The organism is Kitasatospora sp. GAS204B (assembly GCF_029892155.1).
In the GTDB taxonomy this organism is placed as follows: domain Bacteria; phylum Actinomycetota; class Actinomycetes; order Streptomycetales; family Streptomycetaceae; genus Kitasatospora.
In genome coordinates, this window is record NZ_JARZAG010000043.1 from 1 (window position 1) to 23,844 (window position 23,844).

The window sequence follows — 23,844 nt, forward strand, 5'->3', positions numbered from 1 at the left end:
CCGGCCAGCGCCACCTGGAAGACGTAGCGCGGCTGCACGTCACCGAAACCGGCCCCGCCGTCCTCGCCCTGCAGCCAGCCGCCCCGGCGCAGCCGGTCGGCCAGCTCGAAGGCCTGCGGCTCGTACCAGTCGGGGTCGAGGTCCCGCAGCCGCTTGGCCTGACCACCGGCGATCGCCTCCTTGATGGTGGTGGACTCCCAACGGCGGATCACCACCGGCGGCCCCATCTTCACCGAGAACGCGCCCTGCGCCTTCAGATGCGCCAGCATCGGGCTCAGCCACCGGTCGAGATCCTGGTCGAACCAGTCGATCGTCGGCCCCTCCGGCAGATAGGCCAGGTAGCGCTTGAGCTTGGGCAACTGCCGGTAGAGCACCAGACCGGCACCGACCACCGCACCCGAAGCATCGATCCACCCGATCGACTCGCTGCGCCACTCCGACTTCACCTCGCCCCAGGACGGCACCTGCATGTGGCTCGCTGACGGCAGGCTCCGGATGAAGGCGAGATGCTCCTCACGGGTGATCGTCCTCAGACGCAGGCTCATGCTCGGGGTGCTCCTTGGAGTGGACTGCGGGTGTCGGCCTCGCGACCCTATGGCTGTGTGACCCTATCGATGGCTCTGTGACCTTATCGTCCGAATGGTCCGTTTCGGCCGGGTCACACGCGGCGCGCTGACGGAACCCTAGGGGTGCGGTCCGCGATCGGGTGCCGGAACGGCGCGAACGGCGCCCTCCGAGGGGAGAGCGCCGTCTGATGCGCCGGCTGTGAACCGGGCTGCCGCCGGGCGGCTGCCCCGGAGGTCAGCCGAAGAGGCCGCCATGGGCCAGACCGATGCCGAGACCGAACGCGGAGGCGGCCAGTGCGATCACCGTCACGAACCGCTCGGCGGTGGTCACTGAGATGAACTGGCTCCACAGGCCGACGATGACGCCGGCGAGCCCGGTCCAGGAACTCAGCAGGTGCAGGCTGTGCACGAAGGACGTGCTGAAGGCCACCAGGCCCAGGATCACGGTCAGGCCCACCAGGGTGTTCTCCCTGGGGTGCCGGTGACCGTCGGTGTTGAGGGTGAGCGCGGGGAATCGGCGGATGGTCTGTGCCATGGAACCCACCTCCTGCGGAGGGCGAGCGCGGTGTGTGTACCCGTTCTGCCCAAGATTGCGCCGCTCCAGACGTCCCGGCAATCCATGGGTGTTTTGTTCGTCCGGATGGGTGCGGGTAGGCTGAGCGATCTGCACTGGTGTATCTGCGTCCTCGCCTGCCCGCTCGCGGGTCGGTGGCCCGTTTCGGGTCCGGCGGGGTCCGACTGTCAGACCTGGTCACTACCGTGGTCCCACCACAGTGGTCCGAGGTCGGCACGGCTCCAGTGCCGACGCCGTACAACCCTCCTGCCACGGAGAGACCGTGGCCGCTGAGTCCAAAGGAGGTGGGTTTACCCATGCGTCACTACGAGGTGATGGTCATCCTCGACCCCTCGGTCGAGGAGCGCGCTGTCTCCCCCCTGATCGAGAACTTCCTCAACGTCGTCCGCACCGGCGGTGGCACCGTTGAGAAGGTCGACACCTGGGGTCGTCGCCGCCTGGCGTACGAGATCAAGAAGCAGCCCGAGGGCATTTACTCGGTCATCGACCTCAAGGCCACGCCTGAGGTCGTCAAGGAGCTCGACCGCCAGATGTCGCTGAGCGAGTCGGTTCTGCGGACCAAGGTCCTGCGCCCGGACACCCACTGAGCCACCCTCGGGACTTCTGAAGTCCCGAAGGCTCATGTCCGATGTTTCACGTGAAACATCGCTGAACGGAACTCTTCCTCCCGAGAGGTCAGCACACCATGGCAGGCGAGACCGTCATCACCCTCGTCGGCAATCTCGTCGACGACCCCGAGCTGCGTTTCACCCCCTCGGGTGCGGCGGTCGCGAAGTTCCGCATCGCGTCCACTCCCCGCACCTTCGACCGCCAGACCAACGAGTGGAAGGACGGCGAGAGCCTCTTCCTCACGTGCAACGTCTGGCGTCAGCCGGCGGAGAACGTGGCCGAGTCGCTGCAGCGCGGCATGCGCGTGATCGTGCAGGGCCGACTGCGCCAGCGGTCTTACGAGACCAAGGAAGGCGAGAAGCGGACGGTCTTCGAGGTCGAGGTCGACGAGGTCGGACCGAGCCTGCGCTCGGCGACCGCCAAGGTGACCCGGGCCAACCGGTCCGGCGCTCCTGGTGGTGCCGGCGGCGGCTTTGCCGGCGGTGGCCAGCAGGCCGGCGGCGGCGGCCAGGGCGGCGGTTGGGGTGGCAACGGTGGCGGCCAGGGTGGCAACTGGGGCGGCAACGCCTCGGGTGGCCAGTCCGGTCCCTCCGACGACCCCTGGGCGTCCAGCGCTCCCTCTGGTGGCAACCAGGGTGGCGGCGGCTGGGGTGCCCCGTCCGGTGGCGGCTTCTCGGAAGAGCCCCCGTTCTAAGAGCTGACAGATTTCGTGCGACCCGGGACTCCCGCACTCGATGCGGGCCCCGGATCGTGATCCTCATTTGGAGCACACCATGGCGAAGCCGCCTGCTCGCAAGCCGAAGAAGAAGGTTTGCGTCTTCTGCAAGGACAAGGTCAACTACGTTGACTACAAGGACACGAACCTGCTGCGGAAGTTCATCTCCGACCGCGGAAAGATCCGTGCCCGCCGGGTCACCGGCAACTGCACCCAGCACCAGCGTGACGTCGCCACGGCCGTGAAGAACAGCCGTGAGATGGCGCTGCTGCCCTACACCAGCACCGCGCGCTAAGAGAGGGTGACCGAAAAATGAAGATCATCCTCACTCACGAGGTCCCTGGCCTCGGTGGCGCCGGCGAGATCGTCGAGGTCAAGGACGGTTACGCCCGTAACTACCTGGTTCCGCGTGGCTTCGCCATCCGCTGGACCAAGGGCGGCCAGAAGGACGTCGACGCGATCCGTCGCGCTCGCAAGATCCACGAGATCCAGACCATCGAGGCGGCCAACGAGTTCAAGGCCAAGCTCGAGGGTCTGCAGGTCAAGCTGGCCGTTCGCTCCGGCGACGCCGGCCGCCTGTTCGGCTCGGTGACCCAGGCCGACGTCGTCGAGGCCGTCAAGGCCGCCGGCGGCCCGGCGGTGGACAAGCGCGCCGTCACGATCGCCTCGCCGATCAAGACCGTGGGCACCCACAAGGTCTCGGTCAAGCTGCACGCCGACGTCAAGGCCGACCTCGACGTCGCCGTCGTCGCCGCCTGATCCAGGCTGCGGTAACGCGTCAACGAAAGGGCCGGGCCTCCCGCAGGGGAGGGCCGGCCCTTTCGCGTCTCCGGTGCCGGTCCGCGTGCCGGTCTGCGGTGCCGCCTGGCGCGCGGCGGTTCGCCTCGGGTGTTCAGGCCCGGACCGCGCCGGTCACCAGCCAGCGGCCGGTGCGCAACCGGCCGAGCAGGAAGGCGCAGCGCAGCAGGATGAAGAGGTTCAGCGCCCACCAGACGCCGGCCAGCCCCCAGCCGAGCGAGGGCACCACCAGGACCAGCGGCGCGAAGGCGGCCAGCGTGCCGAGCATCGCCCAGGCCAGGTAGCCGCCGTCGCCGGCGCCCATCAGCACCCCGTCCAGCACGAAGACCGGTCCCGAGGCGGGCTGGGTCAGCGCGACCAGCAGCAGGACCACGGAGAGCTGCGCGCGGACCGCCGGGTCGGCGGTGAAGAGGGGGACGTAGAGCGGCCGGGCCAGTACCACCAGCAGGCCGAGCAGCAGCCCCGAGCCGAGCCCCCACTCGACCATCCGCCGGGTCGCCGCCCGGGCACCGGCGCGGTCCCCGGCACCCAGGTAGCGGCCGATGATCGCCTGCCCGGCTATCGCGATGGCATCCAGCGCGAAAGCCAGGAAACTCCAGAGCGCCATGGCGATCTGATGGGCCGCCACCTCGCGGTCGCCGAGCCGCGCGGCCACCGCGGTGGCCAGCACCAGCACCGCGCGCAGGCTGAGGGTACGGATCATCAACGGCCCGCCGGCCCGGGCACAGGCCCGGATCCCGGCGGGGTCGGGACGCAGCGCGGCCCGCTCGCGGCGGGCGCCGCGGACCACCACGGCCAGGTAGGCCGCGGCCATCGCGTTCTGGGCCAGGACCGTGCCCCAGGCCGAGCCGGCCACGCCCAGGTCGGCGCCGTAGACCAGGGCGAAGTTGAGCCCGAGGTTGGCGGTGAAGCCGGCCACGGCCACCAGCAGCGGTGTACGGGTGTCCTGCAGGCCGCGCAGCACGCCGGTGGCGGCCAGCACCATCAGCATGGCCGGGATGCCCAAGGCGCTGATCCGCAGGTAGGTCACCGCGTACGGGGCGGCGGTGGCCGAGGCGCCGAGCAGGTCGGCCACCCGTGGGGCCAGCAGGGCCGCCAGCAGCCCGACCGGGACGGCGAGCAGCAGGGCCAGCCAGACACCGTCGATGCCCTGCTGGACGGCCGCCCTGCGGTCGCCGGCGCCGATCCGCCGGGCCACCGCGGCGGTGGTCGCGTAGGCCAGGAAGACGAAGATCCCGGCGAGCGTGCTCAGCGCGGTGCCGGCCACGCCGAGGCCGGCCAGCTGGGCGGTGCCGAGGTGGCCGACGATCGCCGAGTCGCCGAGCAGGAAGAGCGGCTCGGCCACCAGCGCGCCGAAGGCCGGCACGGCCAGCGCGAGGATCTCCCGGTCGTGCCGGCGGCGCTCGTGCCGGAGCTCGGCGGCGGCCGGCCGCTCGGTGCCGGGCGTGCTGGGCGCGGGGGGAGTCGGCTCAGCGGTCGAGGGGCCAGCAGTCATGCGGATACCGTAAGGCATGCACCGGTAAGCAGTACATGGAGTCTTGGTCATTACGGCTGCTGGGTGCCCAGCTGTGTGAAGTTTTTCTCATGCACAGCCGGTGGAAAGAGTCATCCCAGGTCAGCGAGTTGACACCGGGCGGATCGTCTGGTTATCCACAGGACTTTCCCCAAGCTTGTGCACAGGTTTCGGGCAGTTGTCCACAGTGATATGCAGTTCATCCCCACCCCCTGTGGATAACTGCCCCGGATTTTCTTGGAACTAGGCCCACGCGCGCCTTAGCGTGGTCGCTCACCCGACGCGCCGCGCCCGCACCCGGCCGCCGTTCTGTCGGCCGTGTGGCGTATGAAGGAGGTGGAGCGGACCGTGATGGTGCCCTTCCACCACCCAGGCCACCTCGTCTTTGCACCAGACTCGCACCGCTCGCTGAACGGGGAACAAGCGTGACCGGCCCCCAGTACGACGACCACGACGTGCCGCCGCCCCCGGAGGACGACTGGCAGCCGTCCGACGACGCGTTCGGCCCCTCATTCCCCGCCGCCGGCCCCAGCGACCGCCTGCCGGTCACCCGCAACCGCGGCGAGGCCGCCGGGGGCGGTGGTGGTGGCAAGGGTGAGTTCCGCAAGCGTGACGGCGAGCGCGGGCGTGACGGCGGTCGGGACGGGGGGCGCGACGGCGGCCGGGAGGGCGGCGTCGAGGGTTTCGAGCGGGTCCCACCGCAGGACCTGCCGGCCGAGCAGTCCGTGCTCGGCGGCATGATGCTCTCCAAGGACGCCATCGCCGACGTCGTCGAGGTGCTCAAGCCGCTCGACTACTACCGCCCGGCCCACGAGCTCATCCACAGCGCGATCCTCGACCTCTACGCCCGCGGCGAGCCGGCCGACCCGATCACCGTCGCCAGCGAGCTGACCAAGCGCGGCGAGCTCACCCGGGTCGGCGGCCCCGGCTACCTGCACACCCTGGTCAACTCCGTCCCCACCGCCGCCAACGCCGAGTACTACGCCGAGATCGTCCACGAGCGCGCCGTGCTGCGCCGCCTGGTCGAGGCGGGCACCCGGATCGCCGGCATGGGCTACGCCGCCGAGGGCGATGTGGACGAGATCGTCAACGCCGCCCAGGCCGAGATCTACGCCGTCACCGAGCAGCGCACCAGCGAGGACTATGCGCCGCTGGCCGACATCATGGAGGGCGCCCTCGACGAGATCGAGGCGATCGGCTCCCGGCAGGGCCAGATGTCGGGCGTCCCGACCGGCTTCGCCGACCTGGACGCGCTCACCAACGGGCTGCACCCCGGGCAGATGATCGTGATCGCGGCGCGCCCGGCCATGGGAAAGTCGACACTGGCCCTGGACTTCTCCCGGGCCTGCTCGATCACCAACGGCCTGCCGAGCGTGATCTTCTCGCTCGAAATGGGCCGCAACGAGATCGCCATGCGCCTGCTCTCGGCGGAGGCCAGGGTCGCGCTGCACCACATGCGTTCGGGCAACATGACGGACGACGACTGGACCCGAGTGGCGCGCCGGATGCCGGACGTGACGGCGGCTCCGCTCTACATCGACGACTCGCCGAACCTGTCGATGATGGAGATCCGCGCCAAGTGCCGGCGCCTGAAGCAGCGCGCCGACCTCAAGCTGGTCGTCATCGACTACCTCCAGCTGATGCAGTCCGGCGGCTCGAGACGGGCCGAGAGCCGTCAGCAGGAGGTCTCCGACATGTCGCGAAACCTGAAGCTGCTGGCGAAGGAGCTGGAGGTCCCGGTGATCGCGCTCTCCCAGCTGAACCGTGGCCCCGAGCAGCGCACCGACAAGAAGCCGATGGTCTCCGACCTGCGTGAATCGGGCTCCATCGAGCAGGACGCCGACATGGTCATCCTGCTTCACCGCGAGGACGCCTACGAGAAGGAGTCCCCCCGCGCGGGCGAGGCCGACCTGATCGTGGCCAAGCACCGTAACGGTCCGACGGCCACCATCACGGTCGCCTTCCAGGGCCACTACTCGCGGTTCGTGGACATGACGCGGGACTGAGGCGGCGGCGGGTGCGGAGCGTGGCTGATCCCGATCCGAGAGGAGACCCGTGGGCGAGAACAAGCAGCGCATGCTGGCCGGGGACTGGTACCTCCCCGACGACCCCGAGTTGGGCGCGGATTCCGAGAGGCGGGCCGCGCTCTGTGCGGCGTACAACGCGGCCGGCCGGCTCGCTGCGGGCGAGCGCCGGGCGGTCCTGGAGGAGTTGCTCGGCTCGGTGGGCGACGGGGTGCGGATCCGGCCTCCGTTCCAGTGCGACTTCGGCTACCACATCAGCATCGGGGCCCGTACGTTCGTCAACTTCGGTGCGGTCTTCCTCGACGCGGCGCCCGTCACCATCGGGGCGGACGTGCAGATCGGGCCGAACGTCCAGCTCCTGACGCCGACTCACGAACTGGATCCGGATCGCCGCCGGGTCGGCTGGGAGCGGGCGGTCCCGGTGACGATCGGCGACAACGTCTGGCTCGGTGGCGGGGTGATCGTCTGTCCTGGTGTGACGATCGCCGAGAACACGGTGGTCGGGGCCGGCGCGGTGGTCACCAAGGACCTGCCGGCCGGGGTGCTGGCGGTGGGCAACCCGGCCCGGATCGTGCGCGCCCTGGACGGGCGGACCAGCTGAGCGGTGGCTCAGTCGAGGACGGTCAGGTCCAGGGAGGCCAGACCTCTGCGTGCGGGAGCAGGCTGGCGCCGGCTGGGGGTGACGCCGGGGGAGGAGGCGCACCGGCGGGTGGTTCGGAAAAAGTTCAGCCGCGGTGTCGATTCGGCGTGCCGCCGTTCGACGCATGGGTGAAGGCTGGATGGAACCGGGTGGAGAGGCCGCTCGGGAGCCGGGCCGAGAAGGAGACTGCGATGCGCTACATGATGATCGTCCGGGCTGATGAGAACACCGAGTCCGGCGTGCTGCCGCCGCCGGAGGTGTTCGAGGAGATGGGCCGCTACAACGAGGAACTGGTGAAGGCCGGGGTGCTGCTGGCGGCCGACGGGCTGCACCCGAGTTCGAAGGGGTTCCGGGTCAGCTGGCCGGGCGGGAAGCCGAAGGTGACCGACGGGCCTTTCACCGAGGCCAAGGAGCTGATCGCGGGCTACTGGCTGATCCAGGTGAAGTCGCGCGAGGAGGCCGTCGAGTGGGCCTGCCGGGTGCCGTTCGGCGAGGGCGGGGAGGTGGAGCTGCGGCAGATCTTCGAGCCCACCGACTTCCCGGCCGACGTGCTGCCGCCGGACGCGCTGGAGCGCGAGCAGGCACTGGCCGAAGAGGTGCGGCGCCAGCAGGCGCAGGCTCGGTAAGGGCGCCGAGCGGGTGAGCTGCTGAGCAGGTGAGCTACGCCCGGCTCGGGGTTTGCAAAGGTTGCACACCCCGAGCCGGGCGTAGCTTGCGCTTGCGACCCCCCGTCGCCCGCTGCTCTGATGGGTAGCCGTGACCACCGCCCAGCCGCACCACCCTGATGCCGACCCGGCCGCGCACCGCGCGGTGGACGCCGTCTGGCGGATCGAGTCGCCGCGGCTGATCGCCGGGCTGACCCGGATCGTGCGGGACCTCGACCTCGCCGAGGAGCTGGCGCAGGACGCGCTGGTCGCCGCGCTGGAGCAGTGGCCCAGGGACGGCGTGCCACGCAACCCGGGCGCCTGGCTGATGACCACCGCCAAGCGCCGCGCGATCGACCTGGTCCGCCGTGAGCAGCGGCTGGCCGGCAAGCTCGACCAGTTCGGCCACCAGCTGGCCGCCGAGCCCGCGCCGGGCCCCGAGCAGTTCGTCGAGCAGGCCGAGGAGATCGAGGACGACCTGCTGCGCCTGGTCTTCATCGCCTGCCACCCGGTGCTCGCCACCGAGGCGCGGGTGGCCCTGACCCTGCGGCTGCTCGGCGGGCTCACCACCGAGGAGATCGCCCGGGCCTTCCTGGTCCCGGAGTCGACGGTCGCCCAGCGGATCGTCCGCGCCAAGCGGACGCTGGCCAGCGCCGAGGTGCCGTTCGAGGTGCCCAGCGGTCCGGAGCTGGCCCAGCGGCTGGACTCGGTCCTCGAGGTGATCTACCTGATCTTCAACGAGGGTTACGCGGCGACGGCCGGCGACGACTGGATGCGCCCCGCCCTCTGCGAGGACGCGCTGCGGCTGGGGCGGGTGCTGGCCGGGCTGGTCCCGAGCGAGCCGGAGGTGCACGGGCTGGTCGCGCTGCTGGAGGTCCAGGCCTCCCGGGCGCAGGCCAGAACCGGCACGGACGGTGCCCCGGTGCTGCTGCTCGACCAGGACCGGTCACGCTGGGACCAGCTGCTGATCCGGCGCGGCCTGGCGGCGCTGGCCCGGGCCGAGGAGCTGGCCGCCGGCCCGCCCGGCCCGTACGCGCTGCAGGCCGCGATCGCCGCCTGCCACGCCCGCGCGGTGAGCGCCGAGCAGACCGACTGGGTGCGGATCGCCGCGCTCTACGAGGCGCTGGCCCGCCGGGCGCCCTCCCCGGTGGTGGAGCTGAACCGGGCGGTCGCGCTGGGCATGGCGTTCGGCCCGGCGATCGGACTCGACCTGCTCGACCAGCTCCGCGACGAGCCCGCACTGCGTGGGTACCACCTGCTGCCCGCCGTCCGCGGTGACCTGCTGGCGAAGCTGGGTCGGGTGGCCGAGGCCCGGGCGGAGTTCGAACAGGCGGCCGCGCTCACCCGCAACGGCCGGGAGCACGCGTTGCTGCTGGCTCGGGCGGCGGAGTGCGCCCGGCAGTCGAACTGACGGGCCGACACACCGGCGCAGGCCTCGAGCGACCAGGCTCCGCAGGTGCTCCTCAGTGGGCGAGCGTTGCCACGGCGCGGTAGCCGGCGTCGACTCCGCCGACCAGCAGGACGTCGCAGACGGCGTTGTCGGTGCGCAGCGCGAGGATGTCCTGGTAGGCGGGGGAGTCGTACCAGGCCTGGGCCCGCGCCAGGTCGGGGAACTCGATCAGCACCAGGTCGCCCGACCAGCTTCCCTCGCGCAGGTCGACGGGGTTGCCGTGGACCAGGAAGCGGCCGTCGAAGGGGTCGAGGGTGGCGTCGATCCGCTCCAGGTACTCGACGATCCCGGCGTTGAAGTCGACGGTGTGCAGGTGGCCGAGGGCGTAGGCGGTCATGGTGTCCTCCAGGTTGCGACCGGTTCGTTCGTTCCGCTGTCGACAGTACGGACGGCGCGGTCCGGGCGAATCGGTCAGCCATAGGTAGGCCGGTGACCGGTGTGCGGGGGACATGCCTAGTCTGACCCGATGACAGAAACCGACAGCCGTACGAACGATCGCGTCGACCTGGTCATCTTCGACTGCGACGGGGTGCTGGTGGACAGTGAGCGGATCGCGGTCCGGCTGCACGTGGCACTCGGTGCCGAGTTCGGCTGGCCGCTCACCGGGGCGGAGGTGGTGGCGCGGTTCGTCGGCCGCTCGACCGCCTCGATCGGCGAGCAGGTCGCCGAGCGGCTGGGCGCGGCGGTGGCCGCCGACTGGCAGCGGGCCTTCGAGGAGCGGCACCGGGTGGCGGTGGACCGGGAGTTGGCACCGGTCGACGGGATCGAGGCGGCGCTGGCGGCGCTGCACCGGCCGTCCTGCGTGGCCTCCAGCGGCAGTCACGAGAAGATGCGGCACACCCTGGGGCGGACCGGCCTGTACGACTACTTCGACGGTCGGATCTTCAGCGCCACCGAGGTCGACCGGGGCAAGCCCGCCCCTGACCTGTTCCTGCACGCGGCGGGGCGGATGGGCGTGCCGGCGGCGGGCTGCGTGGTGGTGGAGGACAGCGGCCCGGGCGTCCGGGCGGCCCGCGCGGCCGGGATGCGGGTGCTCGGCTACGCGGGCGGCCTGACCTCGGCGGAGTCGTTGGCTGAGGCGGGCGCGCAGCAGGTCTTCCACGAGATGCGCGAGCTGCCCGGGCTGCTCGCGGACCTGGCGCGCGGGGCGGACCGGGGCGCCGCCGCGGGCACGGCCGGCTATCAGGACGAGGCCGCCGTGCTGGTCGAGCAGTACGAGAGCGTCAGCTTCGCGCAGGTTCACCACGGACGGCTGCACCTGCTGCCGCCGGCGCCCGCCCGGGTGCTGGACCTCGGCGCCGGCTCCGGCCGGGACGCCGCCGCGCTGGCGGCGCTGGGCCACCAGGTCACCGCGGTCGAGCCCACCGCCGCGTTGCGCGCGGCGGGCGAGCGGCTGCACCAGGGGGCCGGGATCCGCTGGGTGGACGACGCGCTGCCCGGGCTGCCGGCGCTGCTGGCCGAGGGCGCCCGTTTCGACCTGATCACGGTGATCGCGGTCTGGATGCACCTGGCACCCGCCGAGCGGGCGACGGCGATGCGCACCGTGGCCGGGCTGCTCGGCCCCGGCGGGATGCTGCTGCTGACCGTCCGTCACGGTCCGGTGCCGGCCGGGCGGCGGATGTTCACGGTGCGGGCCGAGGAGGTCCTCGACCAGGCACGGGCGGCGGGGCTGCGCGCCGTGCACCAGGACGAGCGCGGGGACCTGCACGGGCGGGGCGACGTGCGGTGGAGCGAGTTCGGCTTCACCAACGACCGCTGATCGGCTGGCCCCTCGAACCGCTGGCCCCTCGAACCGCTGGTCCGCTGCGGCCGCTCAGCAGCCGGGTGGGACGGCCTCCGGTAGATGGGTGGCGGCCCAGTTGCGCAGCTCGTCCAGGGCCGGGCGCAGCGCCCGGCCCGCCTCGGTCAGCCGGTAGCTGACCCGCAGCGGTGGTCCGTCGTCGACCAGGCGGACCACCAGGCCGGCCTCGGCCAGTTCGGTCAGCCGGTCGGAGAGCATCCGCTCGCTGATCCCGGGGATCGCCCGGCGAAGCTGGGAGAAGTGCGCGGGGCCGTTGCTGAGCACCGCCACCACCAGCCCCGACCAGCGCTTTCCGAGCAGCGTGAAGACCCGGGTCAGCGCGTTGTCGACGCTGGTGCACGGACCGAGCGTCGCCGCGGCCGCCACCGAGGCGACCTCGCACAGCTCGTTCGGTTCCGGCACGGTCCCGGTGGTGCTCAAGCCTGTCGGATCCAGCTCTGGCTCACCCATGCCGTCCAGGGTACGGCCATTCCATCGTGACTGCGGAAAAGTTAGCTGCTACGGTAATGACAGCTGCCAAGAAAACGGCAGTACCTATCGCGATGTATGGAGGATTGCCATGCCCACGCTGCTGCACATCGACTCTTCGGCCGTGACCCAGGGCTCGGTCTCCCGTGAGGTCGCCGCGACCTTCGCCCGGGAGTGGCAGGCCGCGAACCCGGACGGCACCGTGATCCACCGCGACCTGGGCGTCACCCCGGTGCCGCACCTCAGCGGTGCCGCGATCGCCGCCCAGTGGGCCCCGGCCGAGACGCACACCGAGGAGCAGCGGGCCGCCGCCGCGCTGCGCGAGGAGCTGATCGTCGAGCTGGAGCAGGCCGACGCGGTGCTGATCGGCGCCCCGATGTACAACTTCACCATCCCCTCCACGCTGAAGGCCTGGCTCGACCAGGTGGTGCTGTTCGGCCGCACCGGCGGCGAGGGCGGCTCGGTCGCCGGCAAGCCGGTCACCGTGGCCGTCTCGAACGGTGGCGCCTACGGGCCCGGCACCCCGCGCGCCGAGTTCGAGTTCGTCCAGAGCTACCTGCGCAAGGCCTTCACCGGGCTGCTGGGCATGGACGTGGACTTCATCGTGGCGGAGATGACGCTGGCCCGGGTCAACCCCGCGCTCGCCGAGTTCATCGAGCACGCGGACGCCTCCAAGGCGCAGGCCCACGAGGACGCGGCGGCCAAGGCGAAGGCGCTGGCCGGGCGGCTGGCGGAGCGCGTCGACGCCTGACGCCCCGTTGCCACTGTGTCGCCACACTTCGTCGTCGGCGGGCCGTCGCTGACGGTCCGTCGAAGGCCGGCCGGCGGACCGTGGCAGCGGCCCGTCGAGGCTCACTCGCCCGGGCGCGCCTGCCGGGCGACGCGGGGGGTCGGCTTCCATGCTGGTCCCGACAGCGCCCCCGCCCGGCGGGGCGCGAGGACCGCCGCGGATCAGGGAGAGCCAAGTGACCTCGTCGCCACCGCCGTCATCGCCGAACCAGCCCGCTCGATCAGGCGGGAGCGGCGGCGGCAACGGCGAGGACGGCGGGACCGGCGGGCACGGCCTCACCCCCGTGCCGGTGGGTGCCACCGCGACCACCCCACCCGGCCCGCCGCTGGCGATCGAGGTCTTCACCGGCCCGGAGTCGGCCTTCTTCGCCACCTCCAGCCTGATCCTCGGCCTGCGCGACGCCATCCTGGTGGACGCCCAGCTGACCCGCAGCGCCGGGCGCGAGCTGGCCGAATGGATCGCCGGCAAGGGACGCAACCTGCTGGCCGTGGTGATCACCCACCCGCATCCCGACCACTACTTCGGGGTCGAGGAGGTGCTCCGGCTCTTCCCGCAGGCGCATCTGCTCGCCGCTCCGCCGGTGGTGGAGGCGATCGCCGCGACGGCCGCCGAGAAGGTCCGGCAGTGGCGGCCGATCTACGGTGCCGACATCCCCGAGGCCCCGATCCTGCCCCGTCCGCTGCGGCCGCAGCCGCTGATGATCGACCGTCAGCTGATCCGGGTGCTCTACCTGGGCCAGGGCGACTGCGCCACCAGCACCGTGGTGCACGTCCCCGGCTCGCGCACGGTGATCGCCGGTGACCTGGTCTGGAACGGCACCCACGTGTGGACCGTCGAGACCACGCCCGAGCAGCGCGCCACCTGGATCCGCAATCTCGGCCGGATCGCCGACCTGGGCGTGAACCGGGTGATCGCCGGGCACCGGGCGCCCGAGCAGGACGACGACGCGGGCCGGGTGCTGGCCTTCACCGGCGAGTACCTGCAGGACTTCGACCACCTGCTCGCGCGGCACCCGCACGATCCGGACGCGCTGATCGCCGCGGTCGGTGAGCGGTACGGCGAGCTGACCCTGCCGACCGTGCTGGCCGCCGGCGCCCAGGCGCACGCCGGGCCGGCCGCCGCGGAGTAGCGCAGCCGGCGTAGCGCGGATACTGGGGGCCATGACCAGAGCAGCGGCTCACTGGAAGGGCACGGACGGCGGTGCGGACGACGGCGCGATCGGGTACGACGCGATCGTGCTCGCGGGTGGCGCGGCCCGGCGGCTCGGCGGCGCCGACAAGCCGCGGCTGACGGTCGGCGGCCGCAGCCTGCTGGACCGGGTCCTGGCCGCCTGTGCGGGGGCTCGGAGCACCGTGGTGGTGGGGCCGGCGCCTATGCGCCCTGGCGGCCCGGCGGCGACCGGTGGGCCGCGGTGGACCAGGGAGCAGCCGCCCGGAGGCGGGCCGGTGGCCGCCGTCGCGGCCGGGCTGGCGGATCCGGCGGTGCGCGCGCCGGTGGTGCTGCTGCTCGCCGCCGATCTGCCGTTCCTGGACGCGGCGACCGTGCGCCGGCTGGCGGCCGCCCTCATCGCCGAGGTCGCCGAGGTCGCCGAGGTCGCCGAGGTCGATGCGGCCGTGCTGGTCGATGCCGAGGGCCGCGACCAGCCGCTGGCCGCCGCCTACCGCACGTCGGCCCTGCGCGCCGCGCTGGCCGGCCTCGGCGACCCGGCGGGCCTGCCGCTGCGGCGCCTGACCGGCGGCCTGCGCACGGTCCGGCTGGCCGATCCTGACGGCGTGTCGCAGGACTGCGACACCTGGGAGGAGCTGGCTGCCGCCCGCAGCCGGGCGGACCGGCAGGACTGAGCGGCAGGACCGACCCCGGGGCCCCTCGACGGTTGTTCGCTCACAGCCCCGGTGCGGCCCCGTGAGCGAAACGACCCGATGCGCTGATCCGCGCGACACGGTGGCGGGCCGTGGATCAGGCAGCATGGACCACCATGGAACGCACGCTGGACGACTGGATGGCCGAGGCCGCGGCCGAGCTGGGTATCGACCCGAAGGCCGAGATCCGGGAACTGCTCGACCTCGCCCGGGTGGTGGCGCACGGGGTGGACCGCCCGGCCGCCCCGCTGACCACCTTCCTGGTCGGCTACGCCGCCGCGGCCCGTGGTGGCGGGGCGGGCGCGGTCGGCGAGGCCGTGCGGCAGGTGACCGCGCTGGCCGAGCGCTGGGCCGCCGGGCCGGGGGCGGAGCAGGAGGCGCAGCGGCCGGCGGCGCCGCAGCCGTCCGAGACGCCTCCGCCGCCCGCCGTGGAGCAGCCGTGAGCGCCGCCGCGCCGCCGCTGGGCACCCAGGGGGCCGCCACCCCCACCCCCGTGGCGTCCTGGCCACGGGCGCGCGCGATCGCCGGCCGGGCTCCGGCGCGTCCGCTGCCCGCTGTCGAACGCGAGCTCGACGCCGCGCTCGGCCACACGCTGGCCGTCCCGCTGGCCGCGCTCACCGATCTGCCGGCCTTCGACACCTCCGCGATGGACGGCTGGGCGGTGGCCGGCCCGGGCCCGTGGCGGCTGGCCGGGAGGGTCCTGGCCGGGCGGACCCCGCCGCCGCTGGCCGACGGCTGGGCCACCGAGATCGCCACCGGTGCCCAACTGCCGCCCGGCGCGACCGCGGTGCTGCGCCGCGAGCACGGCCGGGTCGAGCGCCCGGGCAGGGGCCCCGGCACGCTGCACTCGATGGTGCCCAGCGAGCCCGCGCCCGGCCAGGACGTCCGCCCGCGTGCTCAGGAGTGCCGCAGCGGCGAGGAGTTGCTGCCGGCCGGTACGCCGGTCACGGCGGCCGTCCTCGGCCTCGCCGCCGCCTGCGGCTACGACCGACTGGCGGTCCGTCGCCGCCCCACCGTCGAACTGCTGGTGCTCGGCGACGAGTTGCTGGAGTCCGGCCTGCCGGAGCCGGGGCTGGTCCGCGACGCGCTCGGCCCGCTGCTGCAGCCCTGGGTGGGCACGGCCGGTGCCGAGGTGCTGGGGCGGCGCACGGTGCGGGACGACTTCGCGCTGCTGCGGGACGCGGTGCGGCACTCGCCGGCCGATGTGGTGGTCACCACCGGCGGTACGGCGTCCGGGCCGGTGGACTTCCTGCACGCGGCGCTGGCCGACTGCGGTGCCCGGCCGCTGGTGGACGGGGTGGCGGTCCGTCCCGGACACCCGATGCTGCTGGCCGAGCTGCCACCGGCTGGCCCCGACCGGCCGGTGCGTCATCTGGTCGGACTGCCCGGCAACCCGCTGGCCGCCGTGGCCGGCATGGTCACCCTGGCGCTGCCGCTGCTGGACGCGCTCGCCGGGCGCCCGACCGGCCCGGGCCGCATCGTGCGGACCGCCGCCGCGCTGCCCGGGCACCCCGCCGACACCCGGCTGCTGCCGGTGCGGCTGGGCGAGCGGGGTCCGGTGCCGCTGGCCTTCGACGGCCCGGCGATGCTGCGCGGCCTGGCGCTGGCCGAGGCGCTGGCCGTGGTCCCGCCGGGCGGTGTGGCGTCGGGCGAGCGGGTGGAACTGCTGGGCGTGCCGGGGTGAGCGGGGTGGTGGTCAGCCGGCCCGGTCGGCGGCCAGCACCGTGTGCCGCAGCAGCAGCGCGGTGGTGACCGGACCCACGCCGCCCGGCACCGGGGTCAGCGCGCCCGCCCGTTCGGCGGCCTGCGGCGCCACGTCGCCCACCAGGCCGCCGTCCGGGGTGGGGTTGGTGCCCACGTCGATCACCACGGCGCCTGGGCGCACGTGGTCGGCCGTGATCAGCCCGGGTCGGCCCACCGCCGCGACCAGCACCTCGGCGCCGCTGGTCACCGCCGCCAGGTCGGCGGTGCGCGAGTGGCAGACCGTCACCGTGGCGTCGCGGTCGAGCAGCAGGTGCGCGGCCGGCTTGCCGACCACCGTGGAGCGGCCCACCACCACGGCCTGACGGCCGCTCAGCGGCACCCGGTAGTGATCCAGCAGCGCGACCACGGCCTCGGCGGTGGCCGGGGCGAAGGCGGGCAGCCCGCTGGCCAGGCGGCCCAGCGAGAGCGGGTTGGCGCCGTCGACGTCCTTCTCGAAGGCGATCGCCGAGGCGAGCTCCTCCAGGGTGGTGCCGGGCGGCAGCGGGGTCTGCAGCATCAGTCCGTGCACCGCGTGGTCGGCGCTGAGTTCGGCCAGCCGGGCGCTGATCGCGTTCGGCTCGGCGTCCGGGCCCAGGTCGTGGACGGTGCACTCCAGGCCGGTCTTCTTGGCCGCGCGCACGATCGAACGGACGTACCAGGCGCTGGACTCGTCGGCCGTGGCGGTGACCACGGCCAGCTGTGGGCGCCGGCCGGCGGCGGCCAACTCCTCGGCGCGGGCGGCGGCTTCGGCCCGGATCGCGTTGGCCAGCTCGGTGCCGGAGAGCACGGTGGCGGTCACTTGGCCAGCTCCGCCCGGACGGCGGCGGTGACCCGCTCGGCGCGGGCGGCGATCTCGTCCACCCGGGCGGTGTCGGCCAGCAGCGCCTCGCGGGTGCGCTCCTCGCGGATGCCGGTCAGGTTGACCTCGACGTTGACCCGGGCGGTGGTGGCCGCCGCCCGGGCCGCCTCGGCGGCGGCGGCGATGTCGGTGATCACGTTGGGGTTGCCGATCGGCAGCAGGGTCTCGGCCAGTTCGACGATGTCCAGCGCGGCGGTGATCACCTCGGCCGGCGGGCGGGCGGCGCCGACCAGTGCCTGGGCGATCGCCGCCGTGCGGGCCGCCTTGGCCGCGTCGTCGTCCGTGGGCAGCCGGTAGGCGTCGGTGACGGCGGTGAAGGCGGCCGCGTCCTGCTCGGCCAGGGTCAGGGCCCGGCCGCGCAGCGTGTCGCTCTCCCGCAGGATCCGCTCCACCACCGGCTGGTGGGCGGCGTACTTCTCCCCGGTGCTGTAGCGGGCCACCATGGCCAGCAGCGCCGCCGCCTGAGCGGCGTGCAGCGCGGCCGACGCGCCGCCCCCCGGGGCGGGGACCCGATCGGCCAGGCGGTCCAGGAACTCGCTGATTGTGTCGTCGCGCACGGCGGCTCTTCCTTGCAGGGGGGTCGGTAGGGCGCATTCTCGCATAGCTGATCGACCGTCAGATGGCGGCTCGGCACGGTGGCGAGGCCGTTCGGTGAACCGCGGCCCTTGACGTCTCAAGAGGTCTAGTCCATCGTCGTGACGGTACGCGTCGCATCGCCCTGCCGCCCCCACCGGAGGACTCTGTGCGCAAGCTCAACTCTGCCGTTTCCGTGATCAGTTCGGCTGCCCTGCTGGCCGGCGGACTGCTCGCGCTGGCCGCTCCCGCGCGGGCCGACGGCACCGATCCGGTGGTCAACTCCGGGTTCGAGACCGGTGATCTGACCGGCTGGAGCTGCGATCCGGGAACCGGCGCCGTGGTCGGCTCCCCGGTCCACTCCGGCGCGCACGCGCTGGCCGGCGCGGCCACCGCGAGCGACGACGCGCAGTGCACCCAGACCGTCGCCGTCCAGCCGAACTCGACGTACACGCTCTCGGCATACGTCCAGGGCAGCTACGTCTACCTGGGCGCCACCGACCACAGCTCGACCTGGACGCCGAGCACCAACGGCTGGCAGCAGCTGACCACCAGCTTCAGCACGGACGCCTCGACCACCTCGGTCACCCTCTACCTGCACGGCTGGTACGGCCAGGGCACGTACTTCGCCGACGACGTCTCGCTGACCGGTCCCGGTGGCGGCCCCGCGCAGAGCCCGGCCACCCCCGCCGGGCTGACCGTCGCGGCCACCACCGCGTCCTCGATCTCGCTGGCCTGGACCGAGCCGTCCACCGGCTCCACCGCCACCTCGTACCAGGTCGGCGAGGGCTCGACGGTGGTCGCCACCAGCGGCTCCACCACGGCGACCGTGTCCGGCCTGGCCGCCGGCAGCAGCCACACCTACACCGTCACCGCGCTCGACGCGGCCGGCCACGCGTCGGCGCCGAGCGCCCCGGTGAGCGGGGTGACGCAGACCAGCGGCGGTGGCCCGGGCGGCGGTTCCAGCTGGCACCCGTCCTACCTGTCGATCGGCAGCGTCTACACCCCCGGCGGCAACGTGGACGGCTTCTTCAGCGGCCTCGCGACGCACGGCAAGCTGCCGGACTACGGATATGAATATCTGACCGGCGACGACCTGTTGAACTGGGCGGCGACCACCACGACCATGGTCCAGCACTCCGAGCAGCTGGGCATGACTCCGGTGATGGTCGAGTACGGGATGAACGGCAACGTCGACGGCACCGGCGTCGACTACACCAACATGCAGAGCGCGAGCTGGCTGACCTCGTACTTCCAGGCGCTGAAGAACGCCGCCACGGCGGCGAACGCGGCCGCGCCCGGCAAGCCGGTGGGCTGGGTGATCGAGCCCGACATGCTGGGCTACCTGCAGCAGAACTACGCCGCCCAGTACGGCGGTGACGCGTCGAAGTTCCCGGCCGCCACCAGCGCCGCGTACGCCGCCGGCGTGCTGAGCAGCGGCAGCGATCCGGCGTTCGGCGACAGCCTCAAGGGCCTGGTCGAGGCGATCGGTTACACCGTCAAGAAGTACGACCCCGCGGCCTTCCTGGGCTGGCAGGTCAACACCTGGGGCGTGCGGGACGCGCTCAAGGACACCGACACCATGGGCTGGACGGCGGGCCGCCAGTCGGTCGCCTCGACCGGCGACCAGGTGGCCGCCTTCCTGAAGAGCGCGGACATCGGCTACCGGGCCGACTTCGTCGCCTTCGACCAGTGGGGCCAGGACTTCGGCATCCTGCGCGACCCGAACCCCGCCGCCGACGTGCGGTACCTGAACGCGGCGCACTGGAGCAACTACCTGCTCTACGTGCAGACGATCCGTCAGTCGCTCGGCCTGCCGGCGGTGCTCTGGCAGATCGCGGTCGGCCACCTCAACTCCACGCACACGCCGAGCCCCGGCTACTTCAACGCCTCCGGCAGCTTCCCCGACCTGGACAACACCACCGCCGAGCAGAACGAGGACTCCGCCTCGACCTTCTTCTACGGCGACTCCTTCACCTCCAGCGGCAACAACCTCGCCTTCTACGGCAGCAATCCGGGCGCCGACCCGAAGGTCTCGGTCAGCGGATCGACCGTCACCTGGGGCTCCCACCTGCCGGAGGCCGCCGCGGCGGGCGTGGTGGCGGTCCTGTTCGGCGCGGGCACCGGGACCAGCACCTACGGCGTGCCGGAGACCTCGGGCACCGACCAGAGCGGGCCCGGCGACTTCGGCTACTGGGCCACCCGGACCCAGTCCTACCTGGCGGCACCGACCCCACTGCCGTAGGACAGGCCCTGACTTCCAGCGGGTGGCGATCGGCCCGCTCGCGGGGTGCGCCGAGTAGCGTCGAGCCATGTACGCATTCACGATTCCCCAGCCGGGCGGGCCCGAGGCGCTGACCTGGACCAAGGTCGACGATCCGGTGCCCGGCGAGGGCGAGGTGCTGGTCGAGGTGGCCGCCACCGCCGTCAACCGCGCCGACCTGTTGCAACGTCAGGGCAACTACAGCCCGCCGCCGGGAGCCTCGCCCTACCCCGGCCTGGAGTGCTCGGGCCGGATCGTCGCGCTCGGGGCCGGGGTGGCCGGCTGGGCGGTGGGCGACGAGGTCTGCGCCCTGCTGGCGGGCGGCGGTTACGCGGAGCAGGTGGCCGTGCCGGTGGGCCAGTTGCTGCCGATCCCACGCGGGTTGGGGCTGGTCGCCGCCGCGGCGCTGCCCGAGGTCACCGCGACGGTCTGGTCGAACGTGTTCATGGTGGCGCACCTGCGGCCGGGGGACACGCTGCTGCTGCACGGCGGCGCCAGCGGGATCGGGACGATGGCGACGCAGCTCGGCAAGGCGGTGGGCGCGAAGGTGATCGTGACCGCCGGCAGCGCGAAGAAGCTGGCGCGGTGCGCGGAGCTGGGCGCGGACGTCGGGGTGAACTACCGCGAGCAGGACTTCGTGGAGGTGGTGAGGGAGGCCACCGGCGGGCACGGGGCCGACGTGGTCCTGGACATCATGGGGGCGAAGTACCTGCAGCGGAACCTGGACGCGCTGGCGGTCAGCGGGCGGTTGGTGATCATCGGCCTGCAGGGCGGGGTGAAGGCCGAGGTCGACCTCGCCACCCTGCTGCGCAAGCGGGCCGCGGTGGTGGCGACGTCGCTGCGGCCGCGTCCGCTGGCGGAGAAGGCGGCGATCGTGGCGGCGGTGCGCGAGCACGTCTGGCCGTTGATCGAGTCGGGGGTGGTGAAGCCGGTGATCGACCGGGTGCTGCCGTTGACGGAGGCGGCGCAGGCGCACCGGGCGCTGGAGGCGGGGGAGCAGGTGGGGAAGGTCGTGCTGCAGGTCTGAGGAACCACCGCGGCCGCGGCCCGCGTTCTCGCGGCGCCGGAGCAGGGTCCGGCGCCGCTCGCGGCCAGGGGGGCGCTGGGGCTTGTCCGCCGAAGCGGGCTCAGTCGTCCAGCCACCCGTTCTGCCGTGCGTAGCTGCCCGCCTGGAAGCGGCTCTCGGCACCGAGCTCGTTCATCAGGTCGGTGACGTGCCTGCGGTAGGTGCTGGTCGACATCGACAGTCGCCGGGCCGCCAGGTCGTCCTTCATCCCCGACTCGAGCAACCGCACGATGGACCGCCGCAGTTCGTCCTTGGCGGAGCCGTAGCCCATGCCGCTCGGCGCCGCCTTGAAGGGCAGTCCGGATTCCCAACTGCTCTCCCAGGCCCGGTAGAGGTGGCCGACCAGAGCCGGTTCCCGAATGGCGATCGCACCGTTCCCGGGGGAGCTCTTTCCGTCGGCGATGACCGCGACCTCCTGGTCGAAGAAGAGAATTCGATCCGAGATATGACTGGTGGTCCGCACCTGTGCGCCCATCGCCGTCATCCGGGCCAGATGCTGCTGCATGTACTGATGCGCCAATACCGAATGCGGGTAGAGGGTACGCATTGCGACGCCGCGATTAATGACTCGGGCGGTGCGGGCGACCCCCTCCTCCAGGGCCTGTGGCGAGGCCAGTTGAGGATGGGCCGCCGCCGCTTCGACGCGGGCGCTCGCGGAAAGCCGCTCCAGGGTGGAACGGACGGTGTCCGGCAGGGTCAGATATTCGATGCCGTTCTGCATCGAATGGCCCTGCCAGGACTCGTCGAACACCGGCTTGAGGGCCATTACATGGCTTTTCAACCGTTCCGCCGCACGATGTCGCTCCCGAATCGCGGCCTCGATCGGACCGGTCAGGTGAGCCGCCGCGGCATCCGGGCTGCAGGGCGTGTAGCTGGCGGAGCGCGTTTCGCCGGAGTTGTCGGGACCGTCCCCGCTCTCCCCTTCGTCGCCTTCCTCCCGTTCGTGACGCAGCAGGTGGAGGCTGGTGAGATCGGCCACCGCCGCGTCCACCGCCGCCATCGGCACCGCCAGCCGGAGGGCGGCTTTCGCCGGATCCAGCCGGCCCCGCTCGAGGGCCCATCGGTAGAGGGCCAGATGCAGCTCTCCCAAAGGGGGAGGTTCGCTCCCCACTGAGGTCGGTTTGGTCATCTTCGTGCCGTTCGTCGGTGAGTGGTAGTCACCTGCAAGTTCTTATCACCGGTAACCCCCTGGCGCCAGGGAGGTGCGGCGAGGCACGGTTGTGCCAACGCAGCAAAGGCGCCGGCTGGCAGGGAATCGGCCGGTGCAACGGTACTCAGGGGGAGTCACAGTGAAGCTCAAGTTTGCCATTATGGCCGTTTTTTCCGCTCTTTCTCTCGCGGTTGTCCTCGCCGCCCAGCCGTCCTCGGCGGTGACCGTTTCGGCCACCACGTCGCCGGTTGTGGCCGCCACCGCGTCGGCGCCCGTGCTGCCCAACGACCTTACTTGGCCGTAGTCCCCGGCCGGACGCCGACCAGGAGGCGCAGATGATTCCGGTCAGGTTCGCGGCATCAGGAACAGAAAGCGATTGCTTGATGCACTGCACGGCTTCCGACTGTTCGGACGTGTGTTACCTCGACCTCTACAACCGCGTCAGCGCGGCTCGTTCGACGCAGGACGTGCGCTGGGCGGCGGACCGCCCGGAGCCCGCGGCGCCGACCCGACGCGTCGGGACGGCGGCATGAGCGAGCTCTCCGCCTTCGACGACATCACCGGTGGCCTGCCCGCCCAGGAGTGGGAGGCCCTGGCCGGCGACCGGCTCTACTCCAGCTACGACTGGCTGCGGTTCTGTGCCACCGACGTCGGTGGCAGCACGGTCACCGGCGCGGTGCACGCGGACGGCGGTTCGGTGGCCGTCACCGCGGTGGCCGAGGAGCCGAACTCCTTCTACCAGTGGCAGACCCAGCTGACGGCCCGAGGGCTGCCCGCCCCGGCGCCGGCCGGCCTGCTGGTCGGCCAGCGCCGGGGCTACCAGACCCATCTGCTCACCCGGGAGGGCGTCACGGCGCAGCAGGTGGCGCCGGCGCTGCTCGACCGGCTGCGGGCGCTGAGCCAGGAGGTGGCGGGCAGCGCGGTGCTGCCCGCCCTGCCGCCCGGCCCGGTCCCCTGCGTGGCGAGCTTCGTGACCACCCAGGACGTCCTCGCCCTGCGGTCGGCGGGAGTGCGGACGACGCCCGTCCTGCTGGCCACGGACGCCTGGGTGTCGGTGCCGGAGGGCGGCTGGTCGGAGTGGTTGCGCACGCTGCCCTCCAAGGGTCGCCGTGACTCGATCAAGCAGGAGGTCAAGGCCTTCACGGCGGCCGGGTACGAGATCACCCGGGTGCCGCTGCTGGAGTGCTACCGGCAGGCGGCCGAACTCCTGGCGGGCACTCAGAAGCGTTACGGGCACGCATATGACATCGACATACTCACCGAATCCTTCCGTTTGCAGGCGGTGGCGATGGGTGCCAAGGCGGAGGTGCTGTTCTGTGCCCGGCAGGGCGAGCCGCCGGTCGGCTTCTGCCTCTTCTACGTGCACGGCGACACCCTGTCCGTGCGTGCGGTCGGTTTCGACTACGAACGCCTGATCCGAGGCGCCGCGGAGTATTTCAACCTCGTGTACTACACGCCGGTCCGGATAGCGGCGGAGAGCGGGCTGCGCCGGCTGCACCCCGGAATCGAATCCCCGGACGCCAAGGCTCTTCGCGGTGCGCGGCTGCGGCCGCTGTGGCTTCTCGATCTTTCCGAGGACAGCGTTCTCGCCGACCGGGGGGACCAGATCCGCGAGCACAACTCCGCTCAGGTGAGCCGGCTCTGCGACATCTCCCCGGCGGTCGCGAAGGCGCTCGAGACGGACCTCTTCGCACCCTTCTGCTGATCACCCGACGACGACGATCACCCCGATCACGCTG

24 protein-coding genes and 3 pseudogenes are annotated in these 23,844 nt (G+C 72.5%); 19 read left to right on the forward strand and 8 right to left on the reverse strand.

All coding sequences use genetic code 11. The annotated features are described in order from the left end of the window. Positions 1-545: peptidoglycan bridge formation glycyltransferase FemA/FemB family protein (locus tag P3T41_RS34590; RefSeq protein WP_280694612.1), on the reverse strand; the 545-nt coding region annotated here is incomplete at its 3' end. Between the two features lie 256 nt (positions 546-801). Then, complete coding sequence (locus tag P3T41_RS34595; protein ID WP_280694613.1) at positions 802-1,101, reverse strand: hypothetical protein; 300 nt, start codon at positions 1,099-1,101, stop codon at positions 802-804. 335 nt (positions 1,102-1,436) lie between these two features. Here P3T41_RS34595 and rpsF point away from each other — a divergent pair, with 335 nt between their 5' ends. From rpsF to rplI, 4 genes are all read left to right on the forward strand, one after another. Continuing rightward, positions 1,437-1,727, forward strand: coding sequence for a 30S ribosomal protein S6 (gene rpsF / locus P3T41_RS34600; RefSeq protein WP_280694614.1), 291 nt, complete (start codon positions 1,437-1,439; stop codon positions 1,725-1,727). 98 nt (positions 1,728-1,825) lie between these two features. Then, positions 1,826-2,443, forward strand: coding sequence for a single-stranded DNA-binding protein (locus tag P3T41_RS34605; RefSeq protein ID WP_280694615.1), 618 nt, complete (start codon positions 1,826-1,828; stop codon positions 2,441-2,443). A 79-nt stretch (positions 2,444-2,522) separates the two neighbouring features. Beyond that, positions 2,523-2,759 carry a 30S ribosomal protein S18 gene (rpsR, locus tag P3T41_RS34610; RefSeq protein ID WP_030304537.1) on the forward strand — a complete coding sequence of 79 codons (237 nt, stop codon included), beginning with the start codon at positions 2,523-2,525 and terminating at the stop codon, positions 2,757-2,759. A gap of 17 nt (positions 2,760-2,776) precedes the next feature. Beyond that, entirely contained in the window at positions 2,777-3,223 is a 447-nt protein-coding gene (gene rplI, locus P3T41_RS34615; RefSeq protein WP_280694617.1) for a 50S ribosomal protein L9, read from the forward strand. A gap of 133 nt (positions 3,224-3,356) precedes the next feature. On the opposite strand, the gene P3T41_RS34620 is transcribed toward rplI, so the two are convergent. Beyond that, positions 3,357-4,757: an MATE family efflux transporter gene (locus P3T41_RS34620; RefSeq protein ID WP_280694618.1), complete on the reverse strand. Its 1,401-nt coding sequence runs from the start codon at positions 4,755-4,757 to the stop codon at positions 3,357-3,359. A 557-nt stretch (positions 4,758-5,314) separates the two neighbouring features. On the opposite strand from P3T41_RS34620, the gene dnaB reads away from it, so the two are divergent. The 4 genes from dnaB to P3T41_RS34640 all read left to right on the forward strand — a co-directional run bounded on the left by dnaB (position 5,315) and on the right by P3T41_RS34640 (position 9,494). Further along, entirely contained in the window at positions 5,315-6,781 is a 1,467-nt protein-coding gene (gene dnaB / locus P3T41_RS34625) for a replicative DNA helicase (protein WP_280694650.1), read from the forward strand. 49 nt (positions 6,782-6,830) lie between these two features. Further along, complete coding sequence (locus tag P3T41_RS34630; protein ID WP_280694619.1) at positions 6,831-7,400, forward strand: sugar O-acetyltransferase; 570 nt, start codon at positions 6,831-6,833, stop codon at positions 7,398-7,400. A gap of 230 nt (positions 7,401-7,630) precedes the next feature. Next, positions 7,631-8,065 carry a YciI family protein gene (locus tag P3T41_RS34635; protein ID WP_280694620.1) on the forward strand — a complete coding sequence of 145 codons (435 nt, stop codon included), beginning with the start codon at positions 7,631-7,633 and terminating at the stop codon, positions 8,063-8,065. 130 nt (positions 8,066-8,195) lie between these two features. Then, positions 8,196-9,494 (forward strand): RNA polymerase sigma factor, encoded by a 1,299-nt coding sequence (locus P3T41_RS34640; protein WP_280694621.1) that lies wholly within the window; start codon positions 8,196-8,198, stop codon positions 9,492-9,494. A gap of 52 nt (positions 9,495-9,546) precedes the next feature. On the opposite strand, the gene P3T41_RS34645 is transcribed toward P3T41_RS34640, so the two are convergent. Further along, complete coding sequence (locus tag P3T41_RS34645) at positions 9,547-9,870, reverse strand: DUF1330 domain-containing protein (protein ID WP_280694622.1); 324 nt, start codon at positions 9,868-9,870, stop codon at positions 9,547-9,549. Positions 9,871-9,999: 129 nt separating this feature from the next. On the opposite strand from P3T41_RS34645, the pseudogene P3T41_RS34650 reads away from it, so the two are divergent. Both P3T41_RS34650 and P3T41_RS34655 read left to right on the forward strand, forming a co-directional pair. Continuing rightward, positions 10,000-10,665 (forward strand): annotated as a pseudogene (locus tag P3T41_RS34650) (HAD family hydrolase); the annotation flags it as partial. Next, positions 10,639-11,292 carry a class I SAM-dependent methyltransferase gene (locus P3T41_RS34655; RefSeq protein WP_280694651.1) on the forward strand — a complete coding sequence of 218 codons (654 nt, stop codon included), beginning with the start codon at positions 10,639-10,641 and terminating at the stop codon, positions 11,290-11,292. The pseudogene P3T41_RS34650 and the gene P3T41_RS34655, both read left to right, overlap by 27 nt. A gap of 54 nt (positions 11,293-11,346) precedes the next feature. Here P3T41_RS34655 and P3T41_RS34660 read toward each other — a convergent pair whose 3' ends face one another. Next, positions 11,347-11,700 carry a helix-turn-helix domain-containing protein gene (locus P3T41_RS34660; protein ID WP_280694653.1) on the reverse strand — a complete coding sequence of 118 codons (354 nt, stop codon included), beginning with the start codon at positions 11,698-11,700 and terminating at the stop codon, positions 11,347-11,349. Positions 11,701-11,893: 193 nt separating this feature from the next. On the opposite strand from P3T41_RS34660, the gene P3T41_RS34665 reads away from it, so the two are divergent. The 5 genes and pseudogenes from P3T41_RS34665 (at position 11,894) to P3T41_RS34685 (ending at position 16,135) form a co-directional block, all read left to right on the forward strand. Beyond that, positions 11,894-12,553, forward strand: coding sequence for an NAD(P)H-dependent oxidoreductase (locus P3T41_RS34665; RefSeq protein WP_280694623.1), 660 nt, complete (start codon positions 11,894-11,896; stop codon positions 12,551-12,553). Positions 12,554-12,767: 214 nt separating this feature from the next. After that, a complete protein-coding gene (locus P3T41_RS34670; RefSeq protein ID WP_280694624.1) occupies positions 12,768-13,721 on the forward strand; it encodes an MBL fold metallo-hydrolase in 954 nt (317 codons plus the stop codon). A gap of 31 nt (positions 13,722-13,752) precedes the next feature. Further along, positions 13,753-14,415, forward strand: a pseudogene (locus tag P3T41_RS34675) (molybdenum cofactor guanylyltransferase); the annotation flags it as partial. A 164-nt stretch (positions 14,416-14,579) separates the two neighbouring features. After that, a pseudogene (locus P3T41_RS34680) lies at positions 14,580-14,894 on the forward strand (DUF6457 domain-containing protein); the annotation flags it as partial. Continuing rightward, entirely contained in the window at positions 14,891-16,135 is a 1,245-nt protein-coding gene (locus P3T41_RS34685; RefSeq protein WP_280694626.1) for a molybdopterin molybdotransferase MoeA, read from the forward strand. The pseudogene P3T41_RS34680 and the gene P3T41_RS34685, both read left to right, overlap by 4 nt. 12 nt (positions 16,136-16,147) lie before the next feature. Here P3T41_RS34685 and P3T41_RS34690 read toward each other — a convergent pair whose 3' ends face one another. Next, complete coding sequence (locus P3T41_RS34690; protein WP_280694627.1) at positions 16,148-16,993, reverse strand: bifunctional 5,10-methylenetetrahydrofolate dehydrogenase/5,10-methenyltetrahydrofolate cyclohydrolase; 846 nt, start codon at positions 16,991-16,993, stop codon at positions 16,148-16,150. Beyond that, on the reverse strand, positions 16,990-17,610 hold the full coding sequence (locus P3T41_RS34695; RefSeq protein WP_280694629.1) for a cyclodeaminase/cyclohydrolase family protein: 621 nt from the start codon (positions 17,608-17,610) through the stop codon (positions 16,990-16,992). Before P3T41_RS34695 ends, P3T41_RS34690 begins: the two co-directional genes overlap by 4 nt. Before the next feature lie 212 nt (positions 17,611-17,822). Here P3T41_RS34695 and P3T41_RS34700 point away from each other — a divergent pair, with 212 nt between their 5' ends. Then, positions 17,823-19,871 (forward strand): carbohydrate binding domain-containing protein, encoded by a 2,049-nt coding sequence (locus P3T41_RS34700; RefSeq protein WP_280694630.1) that lies wholly within the window; start codon positions 17,823-17,825, stop codon positions 19,869-19,871. Positions 19,872-19,938: 67 nt separating this feature from the next. Continuing rightward, the gene (locus P3T41_RS34705) at positions 19,939-20,916 is read left to right on the forward strand and encodes an NAD(P)H-quinone oxidoreductase (protein ID WP_280694631.1); all 978 of its coding nucleotides are present in this window, start codon (positions 19,939-19,941) and stop codon (positions 20,914-20,916) included. Positions 20,917-21,016: 100 nt separating this feature from the next. On the opposite strand, the gene P3T41_RS34710 is transcribed toward P3T41_RS34705, so the two are convergent. After that, a complete protein-coding gene (locus P3T41_RS34710; RefSeq protein WP_280694632.1) occupies positions 21,017-22,084 on the reverse strand; it encodes a hypothetical protein in 1,068 nt (355 codons plus the stop codon). 160 nt (positions 22,085-22,244) lie between these two features. On the opposite strand from P3T41_RS34710, the gene P3T41_RS34715 reads away from it, so the two are divergent. Both P3T41_RS34715 and P3T41_RS34720 read left to right on the forward strand, forming a co-directional pair. Then, complete coding sequence (locus P3T41_RS34715) at positions 22,245-22,409, forward strand: hypothetical protein (RefSeq protein WP_280694633.1); 165 nt, start codon at positions 22,245-22,247, stop codon at positions 22,407-22,409. A 225-nt stretch (positions 22,410-22,634) separates the two neighbouring features. Further along, positions 22,635-23,810: a peptidogalycan biosysnthesis protein gene (locus tag P3T41_RS34720; protein WP_280694634.1), complete on the forward strand. Its 1,176-nt coding sequence runs from the start codon at positions 22,635-22,637 to the stop codon at positions 23,808-23,810. Positions 23,811-23,844 lie beyond the last annotated feature (34 nt).

What these genes read in the sequence shown, in the direction of transcription:
- P3T41_RS34710 (WP_280694632.1), bottom strand. Translation starts at nt 22,084, where the DNA reads ATGACCAAACCGACCTCAGTGGGGAGCGAACCTCCCCCTTTGGGAGAG.
- P3T41_RS34655 (WP_280694651.1), top strand. Translation starts at nt 10,639, where the DNA reads ATGCGCGAGCTGCCCGGGCTGCTCGCGGACCTGGCGCGCGGGGCGGAC.
- P3T41_RS34595 (WP_280694613.1), bottom strand. Translation starts at nt 1,101, where the DNA reads ATGGCACAGACCATCCGCCGATTCCCCGCGCTCACCCTCAACACCGAC.
- rpsF (WP_280694614.1), top strand. Translation starts at nt 1,437, where the DNA reads ATGCGTCACTACGAGGTGATGGTCATCCTCGACCCCTCGGTCGAGGAG.
- P3T41_RS34705 (WP_280694631.1), top strand. Translation starts at nt 19,939, where the DNA reads ATGTACGCATTCACGATTCCCCAGCCGGGCGGGCCCGAGGCGCTGACC.
- P3T41_RS34620 (WP_280694618.1), bottom strand. Translation starts at nt 4,757, where the DNA reads ATGACTGCTGGCCCCTCGACCGCTGAGCCGACTCCCCCCGCGCCCAGC.
- rpsR (WP_030304537.1), top strand. Translation starts at nt 2,523, where the DNA reads ATGGCGAAGCCGCCTGCTCGCAAGCCGAAGAAGAAGGTTTGCGTCTTC.
- P3T41_RS34665 (WP_280694623.1), top strand. Translation starts at nt 11,894, where the DNA reads ATGCCCACGCTGCTGCACATCGACTCTTCGGCCGTGACCCAGGGCTCG.
- P3T41_RS34720 (WP_280694634.1), top strand. Translation starts at nt 22,635, where the DNA reads ATGAGCGAGCTCTCCGCCTTCGACGACATCACCGGTGGCCTGCCCGCC.
- P3T41_RS34635 (WP_280694620.1), top strand. Translation starts at nt 7,631, where the DNA reads ATGCGCTACATGATGATCGTCCGGGCTGATGAGAACACCGAGTCCGGC.
- P3T41_RS34605 (WP_280694615.1), top strand. Translation starts at nt 1,826, where the DNA reads ATGGCAGGCGAGACCGTCATCACCCTCGTCGGCAATCTCGTCGACGAC.
- rplI (WP_280694617.1), top strand. Translation starts at nt 2,777, where the DNA reads ATGAAGATCATCCTCACTCACGAGGTCCCTGGCCTCGGTGGCGCCGGC.
- P3T41_RS34645 (WP_280694622.1), bottom strand. Translation starts at nt 9,870, where the DNA reads ATGACCGCCTACGCCCTCGGCCACCTGCACACCGTCGACTTCAACGCC.